Below are 20,058 nucleotides of genomic sequence, written 5' to 3' on the forward strand. Positions count from 1 at the left end.
GTTGCACGCTCGCTTACAAACCAAACTATACCTGCGGGAGCTTCAACTTATACTTTTGATGTTACCGTAAATGGCGACAATACTGTTGAGCCTAACGAAACATTCTTTGTGAATGTAACAGGTGTAACCGGGGCGGTTATAGCAGATGGCCAGGGTGTTGGTACGATCAGCAACGACGATGGTGTGAATTGCGACAATGATAATGTTCCGCCTGTAATCATCGCGAAAAATGCGACAGTTTATATTGGGCCAAATGGGGTTGCTTCAATTCAGCCTGCAGATGTGATCCAATCCTTAACCGATAACTGTGCACTTGATCCAACCAGCGTAACGGTTTCTCCGAATACCTTTAGCTGCGCAAACATTGCCGGCGGAAGCCCGGTAAATCACCAGGCCTACATCGCAAACACCAATACGGGTAACCAGGTATTTGCAGGTGAGCTTGGCATGGACTTCCAGGTAAAAAATGCCGGCGGTATTGTAATCAACCAGCTTGGTGCATTTGACCACCAGGGTGATGGTATTAAGGGACACATCAACGGTGCCATTAGGGTTGCGATTTTCGACAAGAAGACCATGAGTATTGTTCCGGGACTGGATGCTTTGGTATCCGGTACAGGTGATAGTTATATGAACAACTACCGTTTCAAAAACATCACTCCTGTAACCCTTCCTGCAGGCGACTACCTGATCGTTGCAAAAGGTTACAATATCTATGAACTGAATGGCAACGTGCTCATTGGTGCCGGAACAGTTTATCCGTTTGGTGATGCGGGTAACGGTGCAGTTACCTTTGGAAACAATGCTTATTATGGTGAGAACCAGTTTGAAGGCTTCAGGTATCCAACCAATACCTACTCACTTCAGAACCCTAACGTGGCGGCATACCTCGCAGGTTCATTTAATTACACATCCGGAGCATCATTCTCCAACATGGTAACCATTACCGCGAAGGATGCGAAAGGAAATGTTGCTACAGCTAATGCTCAGTTAACCGTTCTTGATACAATTGCACCGGTGATCATCACTAAGAATGTGACCGTGAGCCTGGATGCAAACGGTACGGCAACCATTCAGCCTGCTGATGTTATTCAGTCTGTAACCGACAACTGTTCAGTGAACACAGCAAGTTACACGGTATCGCCAAACACATTTACTTGTGCCAACTTTGACCAGGGAACTGCAAACACAACCCACCAGGCTTATGTGGCAAACACAAACATGGGTAACCAGGTGTTTGCTGGTGAGCTGGGTACTGATTTCCGGGTTAACGATCCAAAAGGAATTGTGATCACCCAGCTTGGTGCGTTTGATCACCAGGGTGATGGTATAAAAGGTCACTTTAATGGTGCAGTGCGCGTAGCAATTTTTGATAAACGCACCATGACAATCGTGCCCGGCCTCGATGCATTGATCTCCGGTACTGCGGACAATTACATGAACAACTTCCGGTTTAAAACGATCGCGCCTGTGACATTACCTGTTGGGGATTACCTGATTGTAGCAAAAGGTTACAACATTTATGAACTGAACGGAAATGTGCTGGTGAACCCTGGAACAGTATATCCATTTGGAGACTCTGCAAAAGGTGCAATCAGCTTTGGTCACATGGCTTTCTACGGCTCCAACGTGTTTGAAGGCTTTAGCTATCCAACCAATACCTACACACTTGAGAACCCTAACTCGGTTCCATACCTAGCTGGTAGCTTTAACTTCGATACAAAAGATGATACCGGAAACACCGTGATGGTAACTGCCACCGATATTTATGGCAATGTTGCCAAAGCTATGGCCAAGGTGTTCGTTTCAAACCCGCTTGGTGTATGTAATTCACAGGGGGTTCGTCCTCAGTTCAGCAGAACAGAACCATCAGTGCCTGCAATCGTTGTTGAGCAACTTAAAGTATATCCAAACCCAACGAATGGCGACTTTACCGTTCAGGTGTACGATTTGAAAGCTCCACAGGCAACTGTTCAAATTCTGAACAATAATGGCACAGTGATCGAACAAAAGTCCGTCGGCCTCACTGGTAAAACAGCTTCCCTGATGGTACGTTTCAACCTGCGCAGCCAACCTGCCGGAATGTACCTGGTCAAGTTGATTACAGCCGAAGGAGTAAGGACAACAAAATTTGTTTTAGCACACTAGTTTGATAAAACATACAACAGGAAGAGCTACCTAAATGGTGGCTTTTCCTGTTTGTACCCATCTGAGCCTGTCTCCAACACATTTGGCTTGAGCCATGAAATGATATCCTGAGGCATTTATCCAGGGACTGCGGAAGGGTTTGTTGTTTTGGATGCGCCAGGTTAGCGCGGAACAACTATGTGCAACGTTTTGCGAAGCACTGCATTAACCGGATGAGACCACAGCGTTTGACATTGTTGGACCCAAATTCAACAGCTGTGGTGTACGACCTGAATCTGCTGACAACTACCAATACGACTTTTTGTAGTCGAATAGCAGGTGCAGTTTACTGGCCACGGACGACATGACGCCATGCCCGTCAAAACTTCGCACGCCATAGGTGAATAAAACCAGTTTCAAGGCTCCTGAAATCACGCCTGATTTTAGCTGATACCCCTATCTTGCCGCATATTTACAACGTATGACCGTCAGGGACTTTTTTGGGAAAATCTTTCGTCTTGTTTTTAAGATCCTGCTCTGGGGTATTGTTACGTCTTTTATTTACCTGGTTATTTGCAAATGGATAATGCCGCCAGTTACGCTCACACAACTGGGTAGTGCCGTTAGCGGCTACGGTTTAAAAAGGGATTATGTCGACATGGAACAAATTTCCCCGTATGCGAAATTGGCCGCTATGGCAAGCGAGGACCAGTTGTTTCCCGATCATAATGGTTTTGACTGGAAGTCACTGGAAAAAAGCCTGAAGGGCAATCCACGCAAAAAGAATAAGGTTCGGGGTGCAGGTTCCAGTACCATTTCTCAGCAGGTTGCGAAAAACGTGTTTTTGTGGCAGGGAAGCGGGATTACGCGGTACATCCGGAAGCTTCCCGAAGTTTACTTCACTTTTATGATCGAGTGGATCTGGGGTAAGCGAAGGATATTAGAGGTTTACTTGAATATTGCCGAGATGGGACCCGGCATATTTGGAATCGAAGCGGCATCACAAGCGTATTTTAAAAAAGCGGCCGCGAATGTCAACAGGATTGAAGCAGCTATGATTATTGCCTGCCTTCCAAACCCCAAAAAATATACGGTAAAGCCAATGAGTTCCTGGGTTCGGTGGAAGCACAGGCACATCTTACGTCAAATGGTGAATATTGGTGACGACCCCGATGTTCAAAAGCTTATTCGCTAGGCGTTATATCGCTCCGAAAAGGCTATCGATTCCGTTGATTGCTGCCGCAGTTCTTTCGCTGTTATTTCCGGTAATGTGTATCCATGGTACCGGCTGGTTCTCCAGGATTCCAAGATAAAGACGATAAAGTTTGTCACGCGTCTCTGGATCAGGGTATTCGCGGAGTTCATCCTTTACCCAGGGCAGGTCGGTATTGCAAAGCAGGTACAGGTCGTATTTTCGTTGCATAATTTCTTCGAGAATAAACGGGTGGCATTTACCAAAAACGAATTCACACCAAACTTTCATCACATACATGTTGGTGTCGATAAAGAGAAAAGGTTTATGCCTGGCCGAAGTTTCTGTGCGTTCCTGTAGTTTACGTGTACAGTTGTCCTCTAACTCCACCTGGCCCTTCGCGATATCGAGGAGTTGATCATAGGTATAATTGGTTCCGTGTTTTAACAGGTATGCCCTGGCATATTCCTCACACCAGATGGTGTTGTAGTGATCCGCAAGGTGTTTGCAAAGGGTGCTTTTGCCGGTACTCTCCGGACCGATAACTACAATCTTTTTAATTGCTTGCATATGCCGCTTTTTTGTGCCAGGAGATTAGTCCGGGGATGGCGAGGACGAGTAAGATCATAAACTGAAAACTGGTAAACACGAACCCTTTTGTAAAGTATAATGGGATAGAGGCGATATCAGTTGCAATCCACCAGTACCAGCTTTCTACCTTCTTTTTTGCCATGAGCCACATACCCGTATAGGCAGTGGCCGAGGCAAATGCATCGGCAGCGGGTAAAGCCCCCGGCGCAAAGTCGGCTTTCAGATACGACAAAAGCATAAAGATGAGCAGGTAAAATCCGCCAAAAAACACCAGCTGGAGAACCCATTCCTTACCGGAACTATGTTTTATGATCAGCAGGTTGTTGTGATCCTGGTCCTTTTTTGACCAGAGCACCCATCCATAGATGTTCATGATGGTATAGTAGAAATTAACACTTGCCTCTCCGAACAGATTCCCGGTTAAACTTAGGTAGATGTAAATAGTTGTATTTACAAGGCCTGTAGGGTAAACCAATATATTTTCCTTTTTAGAAAACCAAACACTTGCTATGCCTGAGAGCACAGCTATAAACTCGAGTAAGGTAGTTTGTCTTAGACCTTCAAAAAAGCGTTGTGCTGTTTCACCCAAAGCAGCTGTTTTTGTAAAGATACCGGCGAGGGCTTAATCATCTGCAAACGTTGAATAAATGCGGGGTTTTTCGAAGGGTTAGTTAAGGCAAGAAAATCTTATCGCCCAGAGCTTCCGGACAATACCACACCCCGTTGAGGTTTGATAAAATACCCTTATGTAATTCGTTACACGATTCGAATTGCTTTGCCATTTAGCGTAAAAGTTCAGTTGCAAGCCTGAGTTGGCGCATAGCTTACCGAAGTGCGATTGTTGTTTTGGACAACTGTGGGCAGTAAAAGTTTTCGGGTACGGCTAATCTTGCAGCATGCACTGCGTTAAGGATTGAAGCGGCTACCCCGCTGAGGGTTGCTGCAGCATAGCCTTGTGGCGGAGTAGTAGCGGAAAGCCTGACCCTTGCGCAGCTTGGGGAACGCCCGCATTGTTTTCATTCACCGGCCCGGGCAATGCGGAGTAAAATGGGGAAGATGAATTTACGTTTGTCTGCCGGGCCCCATGCTTCTCTAATTTTGTCGCTGATTTCGTCTACCGGGTTATTTCCCATGGCCTCCATATAATGCTGAACGGCAGACCAGGTATTGAAGTAGCCAATTAATTGCTCGATTGACCATTCTACCTCCATTTGAAAGTGCGGGGTTTGCAACTCAACGAAAGGAAAAGGTATGCTGCGGTATTCCTCATCAATGTAGCGGCGTTCTTCATCCCAGTACCTACCCACCTTAGCTGAATAGAATTCACTGATGATATCGTCGAGGTTCGTAGCTGATTTCAACAAGCCATAACCGATAACAGCCAGGATACCACCCGCCTTTAGTGTTCTCCTGACCTCATTGTAAAAACATTGGAAGTTGAACCAATGTATTGCCTGTGCTACAGTAATAAGATCGAATTGGGCCTGCCGGAAATTGGTTTGTTCTGCCGGCTGCTCCGAATAGAAAAGGTTTTCTCTTTGTACCGCTTTTGCCAGCTGCCGGGGGCTGATGTCGGTTGCATAAACCTGATGAAAGTACCCGGCCAGCACACCGGCAACCTGGCCGTTACCCGTGCCACAATCCCAGGCAGATTGAAGAGATGGTACAAGGGTTACCAGGTATTCGAAAAGTGCCTGTGGGTAGGATGGGCGAAATGCTGAATATTCGTTGGCCTGTTTAGAAAAGAGATCTTTCATAAGCGGTAATTAGGTGCAAGTTAAGGACTGACTACTATAGCGGTTTTGGTATGCCATGGTGAAAGCACCCTTGACTAACCCGCATATCTGTTTGCTTAGTGCTGGAGTCCGGGAAGGGACGCTCTTAATTGTACATGATGCAAACAAGATTGATACCTGCTGAAACGGGGAATTACAAAAAGCACAACATGCAGGAATCCAGGTTAGGCAACAGGGATCAGGGTTGGTAAATCGCCCCAAGATGCTATATGTTTTAGGGTAAATACTATTTATCTTGCCCGTTATAACCCTATTTATGAAGCAGTATCTCCGGTTGACTTATTTAATAATTATAGCTACAGGGCTTGCGTGTACAGGATCGAGGCGGGCAACAGGTTCGAAAGACGATGGCAAAATAGAAGTGGTGTTTGTACAGGTGAATGATGTATACGAGATAGCGCCGCTTGCGGGCGGAAAAGAGGGCGGAATGGCAAGGGTAGCAACTTTAAAGAAGCAGTACCAGCAAGCCAATCCAAACACTTTTCTTGTTATGGCGGGAGACTTTTTGAGCCCATCGGTTTACAATAGTTTATCGTACGAAGGAAAACGGGTGCGGGGACGGCAGATGGTAGATGCGATGAATGCTGCAGGGATGGATTTTGTCGTATTCGGCAACCATGAGTTCGACATTAATGAAACAGAGCTACAGGATCGGATAAATGAGTCGGGGTTTCAGTGGATTGCTTCCAATACATTTCACCTGGTGAAAGGTCAGACCCTACCGTTTGAAAAAACGAACATCTCTAATCCTCCCCCGTTTCCGCAAACGTTTGTACTGCGTGTGAAGGATGCCGACGGCACAACAGCCAAGGTTGGATTCATCGGGCTAACACTTCCATTTAATAAAGCGAACCATGTAACCTACACAGACCCCATTGCAACGGCTAAAACCTTATACAACGCTTTAAAAGACACCGTTGATGCCGTCGTCGCGATCACACATCAACTTGTGGACGATGACATCCGGCTGGCGAAAGAAATTCCCTGGCTTGCGGCCATACTTGGTGGACATGAGCACGACATGCGTTTAGAAAAGGCAGGCAATGTGTACATCACGAAAGCGCATGCGAATGCTAAGTCGGCCTATGTGGTAAAGCTGCAAATCAATAAAAAGAAGCGCCAGACCGAAGTAAAGCCCGAACTCAAGTACCTGAATGAAACTTTTGGTCTCGACCGCACAACCAACGAAGTGGTGCAAAAATGGGTAAGCATCGCCGACAGTAATTATGCATCACTGGGCTTTAATGCAAAGGAGGTGATCCTTCAAAATTCTGCCCCGCTGGATGGACGAGAGGCGGAGGTTCGTAGGGGCCAGACAAACTTAACGGCACTGATTACCGCTGCGATGGCCGAGGCTTGTCCCCAGGCTGATATTGTGCTGATGAATGCAGGGTCAATCAGGGTAGACGATATTTTACTTCCACCACTTACCCAATATGATATTATTCGCACACTTCCGTTTGGCGGAGGTATCCGGGAAGTGGATATGAAAGGAATACTACTTCAAAGGATTTTAGAAGCAGGCCGGAACAATGTGAACCTTGGCGGGTACCTGCAGGCGCAACCCGTAAATTACAATGCCGCCAACCGTAGTTGGAGAGTGGGCAACCAGCCGCTTGATGTTTACCGTACTTACCGGGTGGCAATGTCCGAATTTCTGCTTACAGGAGGGGAAACAAATCTTGGCTTTTTGACTAAAGACAATCCCGACATAGTTAAAGTATACGATGCCGAAACCGGGGTTGATAATCCTAAGGCTGACCTAAGGCTTGCAGTAGTTAAATTCCTGAAGAAAAAGTAAGCAGCTGCTAAGCCTGCCGCCATTGTAAGCGCTCATATAATCCACTGTAATGGGGTAAGTAATGTAGGATTTGGCAGCTACCCCGAATAGTGTGTAAACCTAAACTCCAGTGAAAACTAACGAAGCAGGGTGACGGACCCTGATTGGGTCACCTTAGATTCGCGGTATAAATCTGTACCCTCAAATATCCAGTAATAGGTTCCAACCGGGAGCTTATTGCCATTAAGGCTACCATTCCAGTAACGTGTGATATCCGGGGTGCCAAATACTTCCTGGCCATAGCGGTTCATGATCCTGAGATAATATTGCGCAATTTGTCCGTCGATTACCGGCCGGAAAACATCGTTGATGCCATCGTTGTTGGGTGAAAACGCATTTGGGGCCACGATTTTTGGCAATGGCGGAGGGCTAATCACCACCACAACCGGTTGTGTGGCCAGGCAGCCAAACTGGTTGCGTGCCCTAATGTAATATGTTCCGGATGTACCAATCGCAGTTGGTTGTATGGTTGATGATGTTGCAGCTGGATTGCTCCAGAATGTATAATCGACACCCGGGGTATTGGCGAACGACGTGGAAACATTAACCGTAGCCGGAAAGACCACCGGAACCGGATTGATTACATTTATTACCGGCAAAGGATTGACCGTTACCAATACTGGTTGTACAATTGAACAACCTGTTGTGTTTGTACCCTTAATATAATATGTTCCGGAACTACTCACCAACTTTGGATCGGGTACAGCCTCTGTTGCACCCGGATCTTTAAAATAAGTATAGGTGAGGCCGGGTGAGCTGGCTTCGGTAACCGGTCTTAGGGTAAGGTCTACATTACCACAGCTAGTCTGGTTCACTAAGTTCATTATAGCTATGCTCACACGTACAGACCTGGTTACATGACAGCCAATGGAGTTTTGTGCCCTGATATAAAACGTGCCATTCTGGTCAATCTTTTCAGGATTAGCTACCCGGGTAGTGGCGAGGGAGTCCCGCCAATAAGAAAATACGAGGCCGGGATCGCTGCCAACGGTAACTAAACTTGTTGTAAGGTCAACCGTTGCAGGACTACAAGCTTCGGGGGGATTTGTCACCAGTAACGAAGGCGGATTGCGGATCAGTACAGTGACTGCCCTGATGTCGTTGCAGCCGGTAGCGTTTACTGCCTTGATATAGTAGGTGCCGCTTTGCTTAACGGCATTCGGATTGGCTAAGTATTCCGTTTCGGAAATATCCCGGAAATAGGAGTAGGTTAAACCAGGCGAACTGCCGGAGGTTACGGCAGGGGCAGTAAGGTCAACACTCGAGAAGGCACAAGCCTCTACCGTATCACGCACCTGGAACACAAAAGACTCCGGCGACAGTACAACGGTTGAATATAAGGTGTCTTTGCAGCCCAGGTTTGGATAAGGAACAATTTCAAGTCCGAAGGTTGTATTGGGCGGCGGTGGCGGTGCTAACAACAAGGTATTGGTTGTACCGAGCACCTGGGAAAAGTCTGCGTTAAACCAGCGGTATTGCTGGAACCCAAAGGGTGCTTTCAGCCTTAACGAGTCGGAGCCATTACAGTAGATGTTGCCCGTAATGGGTGTACTGCAATTTTCATTTACATCAAGATACGCATAGCCAAAGTGGCCGCCCAGCGTACAGTCGTTATTTGTGAATTCAAGACGGATGGTTTTTCCGGCGTATCCATTAAGGTTGATTGTAATTGGCGACCAGGGTTTGTAAAATACATTCTGCCCCAGCGATGACTGCTGGAACCCCAGCAAACTTGACGAAGCAACAAATTCAAAAGATCCGCAGCTTACGTACTGGTTTGAGGTAACATCAAAAACCCGGGACGTAAACCTGGGCTGTTGAAATTCGGCATGATTAGGATTTTGAAAAACAACTGCATAATTATAGATTATACTATAGTCGTTCATATTTGCCGGAATATTGAACGTATAACTCACCCGTTCAGCCTGGGCACCATTTTGATCGTTACCAAGGCGAATTGAGTACCGGCTTCCGTTGGGGCAATTTACCGGGAACTTACCATATGGATCAACGGCTTGCGGCCCGTTGTTGTCGGATATCGTGTGAACATTGCTCATGGAACCAATCGCGGGAACATCGATTAAACCGGTTCCGGTTACTTTGCCCGAAAAGCATTCCCATTTGTTAAATGAGCCGTCTTCGAACCCGATGTTGGGCGGGCATGCCCCCAACTGGGCGTATGCGTTAGACATAAATCCGGAAATCATGAAAACAAGAAAAAGGCAAGCGTATGATCTCGTGGTGTTCATTTATTGCAGCATTCCGGATTAAGGTAGATAAGAAAATACGGGGGTCTATAAAATTAATAGAAATAAGCTGTGATAATGAAAGTTTTTTAAAGTTGGTATACCTGCAGATAGCCTCCTTAAGTGGAGTTCTTATAGGCTTTCGGCAAATACCTTAAAGTCGTCCATAAATCGTTTTGATTGCTTTTTAAAGCTCCCTGGCATTAGCCAGCCGACAAGTCGCATAAAACCGGTAAACTTAAATTCGGTTTCAGCTATCCACCGTGTGCGGTTTTCTGAAAGGGGAATAAATTTGTTGCATACCTTATTGAATACTCCCTTTGCTTCGTAGGTGCCGATGAATTCCTGCGGCAGGTTTCGTTTGGTGATGGTCTCTACCATTTCTATTTCGCGTTTGCCCATCTTGTACTTTAGTAGCGACTTTGCGCCTACCTGGCCGGGAGTACCACTCAGGTTTTTAAAGCTGATTAAACCGGGTTGCCACTTTGGGAGGTTATCCGGGTTGTCGAAAATCTCGACCACCCGGTTTAAAGGCAGGTTGATGCCGATCTCGTTTGTGTATTTCATGTGTGCATTTTGAGCGGGCAAGTCGGCAGCCATCTTGTCCGGCTTTCCCGCAGTGAGTCAAAATACCAGGAAAAGGTTGCGCCTGCTGGTATGCTACCTATCATCTAAATGGCGACCCTTTGCTGGCGGGCCATTGTAAAATCCATTCCACCGACCATCATTGCATCGACAATCTTATTGAAGTACGTTCTGGAGTGGTTTTAGGTTGATGTCTTTACCGGGTAAGTTATAGAAATCGGTGCAGGTAAGTGCAATTTACCGGCGAGCCTAACCTGGTAAGCGGTATGCGGTTGGTGTAAATTTTAGAAGCGGTGAATACTAAGCTAAGGGTCTTTGGTTCAAGACTCATTCCTTTGTCCAGGGCACTTTTGGAGAACGAGTAGCAAGCAGTCAAATGGGCATCATTGTGCCCATGTAACGGGTTGTTAGATAGTCACCTGGCATTATACAACAGCTGGAGTAATACCCTCCCGCCTAAACAAAGAAAGCGCCTCCAAAAGGAGACGCTTCCATTATAGTAAACATCACAAACAATTACTCGGCTTCTGCAACCACTTCTTTTACTTCGGGTATCATCCGCTTCATCATGCCTTCAATCCCGGCCTTCAATGTAATCATACTCGAAGGACAACCGCTGCAGCTTCCCTGTAACATCAGGTTTACTACACCATCGTCGTAGCTTTTAAACTGGATCGCACCTCCGTCCATTTCGACAGCAGGTTTTACATAGTTTTCGAGGAGCTCCTTAATACGCTTAACAACATCGTCGTCATCTGCATTTACGACATTGCCGCCGTCGGCTTTTGTAACAACGATTTGTTCTTCGTTGATCACCGGACCACCGTTTTCGAGATAGTCTTTTAGAAATTGCTTAATGGTTGGAATTACATCCTGCCAATCATCGGTGTCCGACGTTTTGGTGAGGGTAACGAAGTTACTAGCAATAAATACGCTCTTTATAAAGGGAAAACTAAATAGTTCTGTTGCAAGAGGTGAAGGTGCAGCTGTGCTCTCATCAGGGAAGTCGATGCTTTTACCAGGATAAAGCAGCTTATTCGCCACAAACTTCATTGTCTCGGGGTTTGGCGTCATTTCGGTATATATGCTTATCACCGGGTTTCCTGTTTTAATCATAAAAAATTCATTTAGATCTGCCACACAAAAATAACAAATACGCTGGATAATATACCATACATGATTTTGCTAAAGTCCCCGAATTCCAAATACATCGTTACGACCGTTTTGTTTGCTGAACAGCCGTTTGCCTGAAACAGGGCTTGTATCGGCCTTTTCAGGGGCATGCAAACCGTAAACATCCGCTGCGGCAGGCCGTAACTACGGTTTTGAAGCCTTTTTCCGGAACGTTAAAATTTATCAGCTAAGTTGCCGCTGCGTAATCACCAGGAGAGCCAAACCCGGAACAAATCAACTTCGGTCTTTACTGCCGTCATTCAACAATCCTCAGTTTCGCATAATTGAGCATGATCTTTTTTTCGCCATTGTGCTCGAACTTAACGGTTGCAATCGGGTTGTGCGCCGAACCTTCCATCTTCAGCACCGATCCAAAGCCGAACTTTTGGTGCTCTACCTTTTGCCCTGCCTGTAAACCAGTGGTGTCGCTTGCCACAAAGTCGGTGCTGGGTACGTGTGTCACCACTTTAGGAGTAGGTGCCGCAGCAGGCATATAAGATGGTTTTGCTGCTGGTGGAGGTCCATACTTCTCGGCTACTTTAGCACCGCTGCTCTTCCAGCCAGCATCGGGAAAACCCCGGTTCATTCGTTCAAATGCGGTTCCCTGTGCAAAGCCGTTGCTTTGGTTCCGGGCACCGCCGCCAGAAAAACTCCTGTCGATGTATTCGGCCGGCATTTCTTCAATAAACCTGCTGGGTTCGTTTTGTACGAGCTGGCCAAAACGGTAACGGGTGTTGGCATACGTTAGCCAGAGATGCTTTTTGGCCCGGGTTACGGCTACGTAAAATAACCGCCGTTCTTCTTCAAGTTCCTCCCTGGTATTAATGGCCATGCCGTTTGGAAAAAGGGTTTCCTCAATACCACCTACAAATACGCAGGCAAACTCAAGACCTTTTGCAGCGTGTATGGTCATCAGCTTCACAACGTCGCTGTTCTCTTTATCGTCGTCTGCATCGGTGAGCAGGGTAATTTGTTGCAGGTAGCTGCCCAGGTTCTTTTCACCCAGCTCGCCGTCGTCGTTGCTTGGGCTCTCCGTCCATTCTTTTATCGAGTTCAACAACTCCTGTATGTTTTCGTACCGCGCGAGTCCTTCGGTGGTTTTGTCGTTAAACAGTTCTTTTACAATATTGGTGTGCTTGCCCACCTGCACGGCAACGTCGTATGCATTTTTATCGGTCAACAGGCTCTGAAAGTATTTTATCATTACGACGAAGTTGCCGATGGCCTCAAGTGTTGCGCCTTTGAAGCCGTTTTGGCCCGCAGACTCAAGCACCTGCCACATGCTGATCTTTTTATCGTTTGCGATCGTTACCGATTTTTCGATCGTCGTTTTGCCGATACCCCTGATTGGGTAGTTGACGATACGTTTTAGCGCTTCTTCATCGTTGGGGTTAACTATCACGCGCAGGTAAGCGAGGATGTCTTTGATCTCTTTACGCTGGTAGAAACTTACACCGCCATAAATGCGATAGGGAATGCCCATCCTGCGGAGGCTCTCCTCAAATGAACGGCTTTGGGCGTTTGTACGGTACAGGATTGCAAAGTCACGGTTGAAATAATGGTTCCTGAGCTTTTGTTCCTGTATGGTGTCGGCTACAAACTTGCCTTCGTCGTTGTCTGTAACCGTTCTAACCAGCCTGATCTTTTCGCCGGTGGTATTGTCTGTCCACAGGTTTTTGGGTATTTGACCCTTGTTATTTTTGATAACCTCGTTGGCGACATTCAGTATGTTTTGGGTGCTGCGGTAGTTTTGCTCCAGCTTCACCACTTTTACGTCGTCGTAATCTTTTTGAAACTGGAGAATGTTTTCGATCGTTGCCCCGCGAAAACTGTAGATACTTTGAGCGTCGTCGCCCACCACCGCAATGTTTTCATGCACAGCTGCAAGTAATTTGATCACCTGGTATTGGGCGCCATTGGTATCCTGGTACTCATCGATCATAACGTACCGGAACTTGTGCTGGTATTTGTGCAACACTTCGGGAAAATCGCGCAGTAGCTCATAAAACTTAAAGAGCAGGTCGTCGAAATCCATTGCCCCGTTTTTGAAACATCTTGCCGCGTAACGCTTATAGATTTCGCCGATCATGGGCCGGTTACTGCGGGCATCTTCCTGCGAAATGTGGTAATCGTGCTCGTAGTCTGCGGGACCAACCAGCGCATTTTTGGCGTTTGATATGCGGTTGTGCACTACGCTTGGTTTGTAGTGCTTATCGTCGAGGTTAAGTTCGTTGATGACCGTTTTGAGTACGCTTCGGCTATCGTCGGTATCGTAAATTGTGAAGTTGTTCGGGTAGCCCATTTTTGGAGCCTCAACCCTTAAGATGCGTGCAAAAACGCTGTGAAAGGTGCCGATATACAGGTTTCTTGCCTCAGAGTTGCCCAGGATCTTCTCCACCCGCTCCTTCATTTCGGCTGCGGCTTTGTTGGTAAACGTAAGCGCAAGTATGTTAAAAGCATCAACTCCGTGGGCACTCATCAGGTGTGCGATCCGGGTGGTCAATACCTTGGTTTTGCCACTGCCCGCCCCCGCCACAATGATAATGGGGCCGTCTTTATGCATCACGGCTTCCCGCTGCATTTCATTTAATTCACTTAAGTAATCCCGCATCCAGCGAAGGTACGAACGGGTATGGTGGAAAAGAAGGGGCGTTGAAAAGTTGAGGGAAATTTATATAGTCATGAGATAGGAGTGATGAGATATGAACGATGAGATATGAGTAATGAAATATGAGTGATGAGTCGTTTATTTAAGAACATTACTTTGGGCCTAACTGTGATATTTCTATTCAGCATTGTTACGTCGCACTCTTGTACTATCATTACAATACGCAGCTTTATTGCAGAGCACAAGCTTAAGTAAACGACATTGAGATATGAACAATGAAATATGAGTGATGAGACGTAAATTTCATGCCGGGCTCATTTGGCGGGTAAGTCGTTCTGAGCTCGTTTCAAAACCCCGGTTTGCGGATGGCAGTTCTTTTATATGCAGATACCTTTATCAAGGTTGGAGGGGGAGACCTGGTCCGGGTTGGGATGCGCGGGTTGATGGCATCATTCCTACAACTTCCACCAAAAAGTCACCGGTCGCTTTTTCCACCGCGGGGGTATCCTGTGAAACGATGTGGGAGCCAAGCACATGATGGCCCGCGGTGGGTATCGACAACGCTCTTCGTTGGTTTGCCGGTGTTCCAAGCAGCTTCATCATTTGCCGGATCGCGGAAACCTTAACTACGGGATCCTGGTGTTCCGCATCCCTGTAGTAGTATAATGAAAGCACAGGTTGGCGCACTGCCGCAAAAGTCGCCTTTGTCATTGCGGTTTCGAGGTACTCCTGTAACTGAACAGCCGACTCTAGCCGGTATTGGTAATACCAGTACTTCTTATACTCAGGGGTGTTATTCTTTGCGTAGTTATACTCCGAGCCGGTGACCTGGCGGGCAATCTCCAGACCCCATGGATCATTTAAAATGCCTGCTTTAGCATTGTTAATCTCGATGTTTGGCGACATCAGCACCAATGCAGCAATATCAGGATAAGTTGCCGCAAGTTGTAGGGCCAGGCTCCCACCTGTTGAGGTGCCCATTATAATCACCTTTTCACCAAGTTGGCGGCCAATCGCAAGGGCCTGCTTTGCACTTTCCCATAAGCCATCAGCGGTAAGGTTGATCATTGCGTCGACGGTATCTATGCCGTGTTCCGCCAGGCGGCTGAGGTAGAGGTTGCAGCCAAACTTCCTGGCAATATTCATATGAACAGGGTTGCCTTCTTCACGGCTGGCGCTAAAGCCATGCAGGTATACAATAGCAAAGGGTGTTTTCTGCCGGAGGCTGTCGTTCCAGACGATCATGGCATTATTTCCCGGTTTAATCTTTCTCGCGGTTTCGAGCTGCTGAACGTATTGTTCCAATTGCTGAGATCCCGACGGCACGTCGGGTAACGCTTTCCGGTACAAAGGATCAGACGGCTGAGGCCCGAAAAGGTAAACCCCGGTCATAGCAGCAGCAGCGAGCAAAAGCCATTTGATATAACGCATCTGATTTTTTGGCTAATCTACATGCTTTATCCAGCCCGTGATATGATTGTGCTGCAGTAAAAGCTAAAATGCTATAGGTCCAGGTAGCCTTTGTAAGATCACGTAAAACCCCGGTAAATACTTACACGAATTGGTGCTTGCCGCTTGACGCGAGAACATTTGCAAGACTATGTCAAGAGGGCAGGCTGGTTTGCATTCAACTGGCTGAAAAGCGCTTCTACAACAATGCCTTTCACGATTGCTTCCCTTTAAGCACAATGTGTGCTGTTATCAAACAATGCTGCCTTGCTGATTATCTTTCCCGAGGTATTCCTTAAGATGGGTTCCGATAAGGTCCGTCCAGCCCTGCACAAAGTTGGTTTTTGCGAAATCGGGATTTGCCGGAAAGGTTTCAAGTCCTGCATGGGTAAGTCTGAGACGGGTGGCTCCTGCCTCGTTAAACAGTTCCCAGGTTACAAGTGAATCCCCATCGTAGCCTTCGTAGCGCCAGGTATAAGCGAGCTTTTTACCCGGAATGACTTCGGTAACCCTGCACCGGTGTAAATACTGCCTGTCTTCAGGACCGCCTTCGAAGCTGAACTCAAAACCTACCTCGGGTTTAAACTCGGCGAGGTCGAAGTACCATTGCTTCATTTGCGCTTTGTTGGTAATGGCTTCCCATACCTTGCTGATTGGCGCCTGGTACGTTCTTTCAATTACAAAGGGTTCATTGATCATCGGTTTCAGTTTTAGTTATGAATGGTTTTGCTGGCTTTAATCTTCGTTTGTTGAGCCTGGTTTTGAACTGGTACCGGATGTCGACTCCAGGAACTCACCAAGCGCATCAAGCTTGTTGTTCCAAAATACCCTGTACTGCTCCACCCACGATGCAACTTGCGAAAGCGTTTCAAGGCTGGCCTCACAATACCGCTCCCGGCCTTGAACGCGTATGGTTATAAGACCACACTGTGTGAGTATTTTTATGTGTTTTGAAATAGCCGGGCGGCTAATCTGAAATTGCTGGGCCACTGCATTAAGGTTTAGCGATTGTTTTGCCAGCACCTGGATGATTTCGCGCCGGGTGGGGTCAGCAATTGCCTGGAATACATCTCTACGCATATTGAGAAATTATGTAACCGTTTAGTTACAAATGTAGCTGTTCGTATTGGCAAACCAAATGATATGCGGTTTATTCCCGGGCATAATGTAACTACGTGCGCTTCCTTATGTTCCGGGTTAAAATGGTTATTCTTTAGCAAATGTTTGCCTGAAGACAATTACCGGTGTCGATATTTACTAAATTAACCGTCGGTTTAACCAAATGATTAAAAATTAGCAATCGGGGTTTATGAAAAAACAATTTTTCGGGCTGCTGTTACTGCTGTCCGTTGGCGGTGCGGCATTTAGCCAGGGATCGGCTGCAAAGAAAATTCTACCCTTTCCTATTCAGCAAAAAAAGCTGGCAAACGGGTTGAACGTTGTTACCGTGCCATTTAATAGTCCGGGACTGGCCTCACTATATATAGTGGTACGTGCCGGAGCACGCGAAGAAGTGGAGGCTGGCAAAACCGGGTTTGCCCATTTTTTTGAACACGTGATGTTCAGGGGCACGGAGAAGTATTCAAAAGAAGCTTACGACGTTGCCTTAAAGTCAATTGGTGCATCCGCGAATGCGAATACCACCCAGGATCGCACTCTGTACCATATGACCGGTAATGCCGGGAAACTCGAAAAAATGTTTGAACTCGAAGGGGATCGCTTTCAAAACCTGAAATATTCGGAGCACGATTTTAAGACAGAAGCAGGGGCGGTTAAAGGCGAATACACCAAAAACTCCGCAAGCCCGTACCAACAGTTGTATGAAAAAACCCTCAACACTGCTTTTGATAAGCATACCTATAAGCATACTACGATGGGCTTTTTTGCCGATGTGGTAGACATGCCTAACCAGTACAATTATTCGCTAACTTTTTTCGACCGTTTTTACCGCCCGGAGTACACAACGATTGTTGTAGTAGGCGATGTGAAGCAACAGGATGTAAACCGCTACGCGGAAAAATACTTTGGCAACTGGAAACCGGGCAACTACAAACCCGTGATCGAAGCGGAACCTCCACAAACCGGAACCCGGTATGCTCATGTAAACAATCCGTCGTTTCCGCCTTACCTGAGCCTGAACTATAAGGGACCTGCCTTTTCAGATCGGTCGGTTGATCTTGCTGCATTAAATATCCTCTCGACTTACCTGTTTGCCGAAAGTTCCGACCTGTACCAACAGCTGGTTGTAAAAGAACAAAAAGTTCGTTCCCTGGGCGGCGGCGCAGGATCAACCCGGGACGCACAATTGATCACGATAGCTGCCTCAGTGGTAAATGCTGCAGATCTGCAGTACGTAAAAGATGCTTTGGTGAAAGCGCTTGAGGAAGCAAAATCAAAAACGGTTAATGCGAAGCTGCTTGCGGATACCAAATCGCTGATCAAATACAGTTTTGCGATGCGGCTCGATAGCCCCGACCAGATTGCAAATACCCTTGCCCAGGCGATCTGGTTAACAGGAAACCCGGAAGCAATAAATAATTTTTACGCATTGTTCGACAAAGTGACCGCAGCTGATATCATGAACGTTGCAAAAAAGTATTTCACCCCGGACGCACTCACCATTGCCACCATTGGCCCCGGTGAACAGGGAAGTGTTAAGTAATTATTCAATCCAAGAAAATCATCATGAAATTTATCATATCAGCCGCTTTAATGCTGTCGCTTGCTGTCGCAAACTCGTCGGCCTCCGCACAAGATGTAGTTGAACTAAAGCAGTCACAGTCGAATAAGGTTATCATAAAGTTGATGTTTAAAAATGGTTCCGTAACTGACCCGGCGGGCAAAGCCGGTCTAACATCCGTAACTGCTGGCACGCTAACCGAAACCGGTACCAAAACGCTTACCAATAAGCAAATACGTGAGATCATCTATCCCATGGCTGCCAGTTATTATGCAACCGTTGACAAAGAGGTTTCTGTATTTACTTTTGCCGTCCACCAGGACTTTCTGGAAAAGTTCTACCCCATAGTTAAGGGACTAATGCTTACACCTTCATTTGCTACGGAAGACTTTGAACGTGTAAAGTCCAACCAGTTAAATTATGTTGACCAGGTGATAAGGGCTTCATCAGATGAAGACTATAGCAAACTCGCCTTGGAGGATCTTCTGTTTCGCGGAACTCCCTACCAGCACATGGTAGATGGCAATGTAGCAGGTGTTCGTTCTATAACGGTGGAAGATGTTCGGGCGCATTACAAAAACTATTTTACGCGAAATAACCTTACCATTGGTATTGCCGGTAATTATAGCCCGGCTTTTCTTGCAAAACTGAAAGCCGATATGTTGGCTTTGCCAGATAGCAAACCTGCACAGCCAAAGATTGTTCCGGCTAATGTTCCTGATGGCATACAGGTGGAAATCATCTCCAAGAAGGATGCACTTGGGTCTGCAATTTTTACGGGTGCCTCGCTTTCAATTACGCGCTCCAGCGACGATTTTGCAGCGATGATGGTAGCCAACTCACTGCTTGGTGAACATCGGAAAAGTTATGGCAGGTTGTACGACAAATTACGCAATCTGCGATCTATGAACTATGGTGATTATTCCTATATTGAATGGTACGAGGCCGGCGGGAACAATATGTTGCCGGTACCGGGAGTGCCACGGTCGGCAAACTATTTTTCGCTTTGGATACGGCCCGTGCAGATTGCAGAAGGTTTAAAGGCGCAGTATGCCGAACTGAACAACATCCAGGTTGGTCATGCACATTTTGCGCTACGACTCGCGATAAGGGAAGTAGATGAACTTGCTACCAATGGAATGAATAAAGAGGATTTTGAGGCAACCCGTGACTTCCTGAGAAGCTATAACAAACTCTACATCCAGACACCGGAAAAGCAACTTGGATTTCTGATGGACGCCAGATTTTATGGACGCAAAAATTATATTGAAGAGATGGATGCGCTATTGGCTAAGCTAACGTTGGATGACGTAAACCGGGCAATGAAAAAGTACTGGCAGGTAAACAACATGTTTGTTACCATTGTAACCGACGACAGTGAAGTTGGTCCGCTTGCTGAAGCATTAAAGAACAATACTCCATCGCCAATGAGTTATTCGAACCTCGTAAAAGAGGGACTTCCAAAAACGATTACCGATGAAGACGAAAAGATTGCCAACTACAAATTGAATGTAAAAGCGGTTAAGATTGTCGACAGTAAGGATACATTTAAATAATTCAGGGATCAATGTTAAAGCGGATTGTTGGACCGAATTCATTTTGACATATAGGTACGCTTTATCGTTCTGCGAAGCAGAAAATCTATTCATTTCAAAGCCGTAGCAAAAGGATTGTTTTAGTAGATGGATTTTCGCCAAAAACCGATTAAGATCATTTCAATCCGTATTATCCGCGTTCGTATACCGATGTGTACACACTGTAGGTACAAGAG

15 protein-coding genes are annotated in these 20,058 nt (G+C 46.5%); 5 read left to right on the top strand and 10 right to left on the bottom strand.

What is annotated here, in order from left to right; translation table 11 throughout:
- Together EXU57_RS21155 and mtgA are read left to right on the top strand one after the other, a co-directional pair.
- Window positions 1–2,148 (top strand): T9SS type A sorting domain-containing protein (locus tag EXU57_RS21155; protein ID WP_133270261.1); only part of this gene is annotated, 2,148 nt, incomplete at its 5' end.
- Window positions 2,149–2,608: 460 nt separating this feature from the next.
- The gene (gene mtgA / locus EXU57_RS21160) at window positions 2,609–3,322 is read left to right on the top strand and encodes a monofunctional biosynthetic peptidoglycan transglycosylase (RefSeq protein ID WP_133270262.1); all 714 of its coding nucleotides are present in this window, start codon (window positions 2,609–2,611) and stop codon (window positions 3,320–3,322) included.
- Window positions 3,323–3,325: 3 nt separating this feature from the next.
- Here the strand turns inward: mtgA and EXU57_RS21165 are convergent, their stop codons facing one another.
- The 3 genes from EXU57_RS21165 to EXU57_RS21175 all read right to left on the bottom strand — a co-directional run bounded on the left by EXU57_RS21165 (window position 3,326) and on the right by EXU57_RS21175 (window position 5,667).
- Entirely contained in the window at window positions 3,326–3,889 is a 564-nt protein-coding gene (locus tag EXU57_RS21165; RefSeq protein ID WP_133270263.1) for an AAA family ATPase, read from the bottom strand.
- Window positions 3,876–4,499 (bottom strand): nicotinamide riboside transporter PnuC, encoded by a 624-nt coding sequence (pnuC, locus tag EXU57_RS21170; protein WP_165958230.1) that lies wholly within the window; start codon window positions 4,497–4,499, stop codon window positions 3,876–3,878. Before pnuC ends, EXU57_RS21165 begins: the two co-directional genes overlap by 14 nt.
- Window positions 4,500–4,926: 427 nt before the next feature.
- Window positions 4,927–5,667, bottom strand: a complete 741-nt coding sequence (locus EXU57_RS21175) for a class I SAM-dependent methyltransferase (protein WP_133270265.1) — start codon at window positions 5,665–5,667, stop codon at window positions 4,927–4,929.
- 295 nt (window positions 5,668–5,962) lie between these two features.
- Between EXU57_RS21175 and EXU57_RS21180 the strand changes: the two genes are divergently transcribed.
- Window positions 5,963–7,507 carry a bifunctional metallophosphatase/5'-nucleotidase gene (locus EXU57_RS21180; protein WP_133270266.1) on the top strand — a complete coding sequence of 515 codons (1,545 nt, stop codon included), beginning with the start codon at window positions 5,963–5,965 and terminating at the stop codon, window positions 7,505–7,507.
- Window positions 7,508–7,623: 116 nt separating this feature from the next.
- On the opposite strand, the gene EXU57_RS21185 is transcribed toward EXU57_RS21180, so the two are convergent.
- From EXU57_RS21185 to EXU57_RS21215, 7 genes are all read right to left on the bottom strand, one after another.
- On the bottom strand, window positions 7,624–9,738 hold the full coding sequence (locus tag EXU57_RS21185) for a gliding motility-associated C-terminal domain-containing protein (RefSeq protein ID WP_165958231.1): 2,115 nt from the start codon (window positions 9,736–9,738) through the stop codon (window positions 7,624–7,626).
- A 186-nt stretch (window positions 9,739–9,924) separates the two neighbouring features.
- Entirely contained in the window at window positions 9,925–10,359 is a 435-nt protein-coding gene (locus tag EXU57_RS21190; RefSeq protein ID WP_133270268.1) for an SRPBCC family protein, read from the bottom strand.
- A 534-nt stretch (window positions 10,360–10,893) separates the two neighbouring features.
- Window positions 10,894–11,493 carry a NifU family protein gene (locus EXU57_RS21195; protein ID WP_133270269.1) on the bottom strand — a complete coding sequence of 200 codons (600 nt, stop codon included), beginning with the start codon at window positions 11,491–11,493 and terminating at the stop codon, window positions 10,894–10,896.
- A gap of 313 nt (window positions 11,494–11,806) precedes the next feature.
- The gene (locus tag EXU57_RS21200) at window positions 11,807–14,161 is read right to left on the bottom strand and encodes an ATP-dependent helicase (protein ID WP_133270270.1); all 2,355 of its coding nucleotides are present in this window, start codon (window positions 14,159–14,161) and stop codon (window positions 11,807–11,809) included.
- 393 nt (window positions 14,162–14,554) lie between these two features.
- Window positions 14,555–15,589 carry an alpha/beta hydrolase gene (locus EXU57_RS21205; RefSeq protein WP_133270271.1) on the bottom strand — a complete coding sequence of 345 codons (1,035 nt, stop codon included), beginning with the start codon at window positions 15,587–15,589 and terminating at the stop codon, window positions 14,555–14,557.
- 270 nt (window positions 15,590–15,859) lie between these two features.
- Window positions 15,860–16,306: an SRPBCC domain-containing protein gene (locus EXU57_RS21210; RefSeq protein ID WP_133270272.1), complete on the bottom strand. Its 447-nt coding sequence runs from the start codon at window positions 16,304–16,306 to the stop codon at window positions 15,860–15,862.
- A gap of 36 nt (window positions 16,307–16,342) precedes the next feature.
- Window positions 16,343–16,687, bottom strand: a complete 345-nt coding sequence (locus EXU57_RS21215) for an ArsR/SmtB family transcription factor (RefSeq protein WP_133270273.1) — start codon at window positions 16,685–16,687, stop codon at window positions 16,343–16,345.
- Window positions 16,688–16,916: 229 nt separating this feature from the next.
- Here EXU57_RS21215 and EXU57_RS21220 point away from each other — a divergent pair, with 229 nt between their 5' ends.
- Complete coding sequence (locus EXU57_RS21220; protein WP_133270274.1) at window positions 16,917–18,269, top strand: M16 family metallopeptidase; 1,353 nt, start codon at window positions 16,917–16,919, stop codon at window positions 18,267–18,269.
- A gap of 23 nt (window positions 18,270–18,292) precedes the next feature.
- The gene (locus EXU57_RS21225; RefSeq protein ID WP_133270275.1) at window positions 18,293–19,843 is read left to right on the top strand and encodes a M16 family metallopeptidase; all 1,551 of its coding nucleotides are present in this window, start codon (window positions 18,293–18,295) and stop codon (window positions 19,841–19,843) included.
- Window positions 19,844–20,058: the final 215 nt, after the last annotated feature.

Origin of the sequence: Segetibacter sp. 3557_3 (genome assembly GCF_004354985.1) — a bacterium.
Taxonomy (GTDB): Bacteria; Bacteroidota; Bacteroidia; order Chitinophagales; family Chitinophagaceae; genus Segetibacter.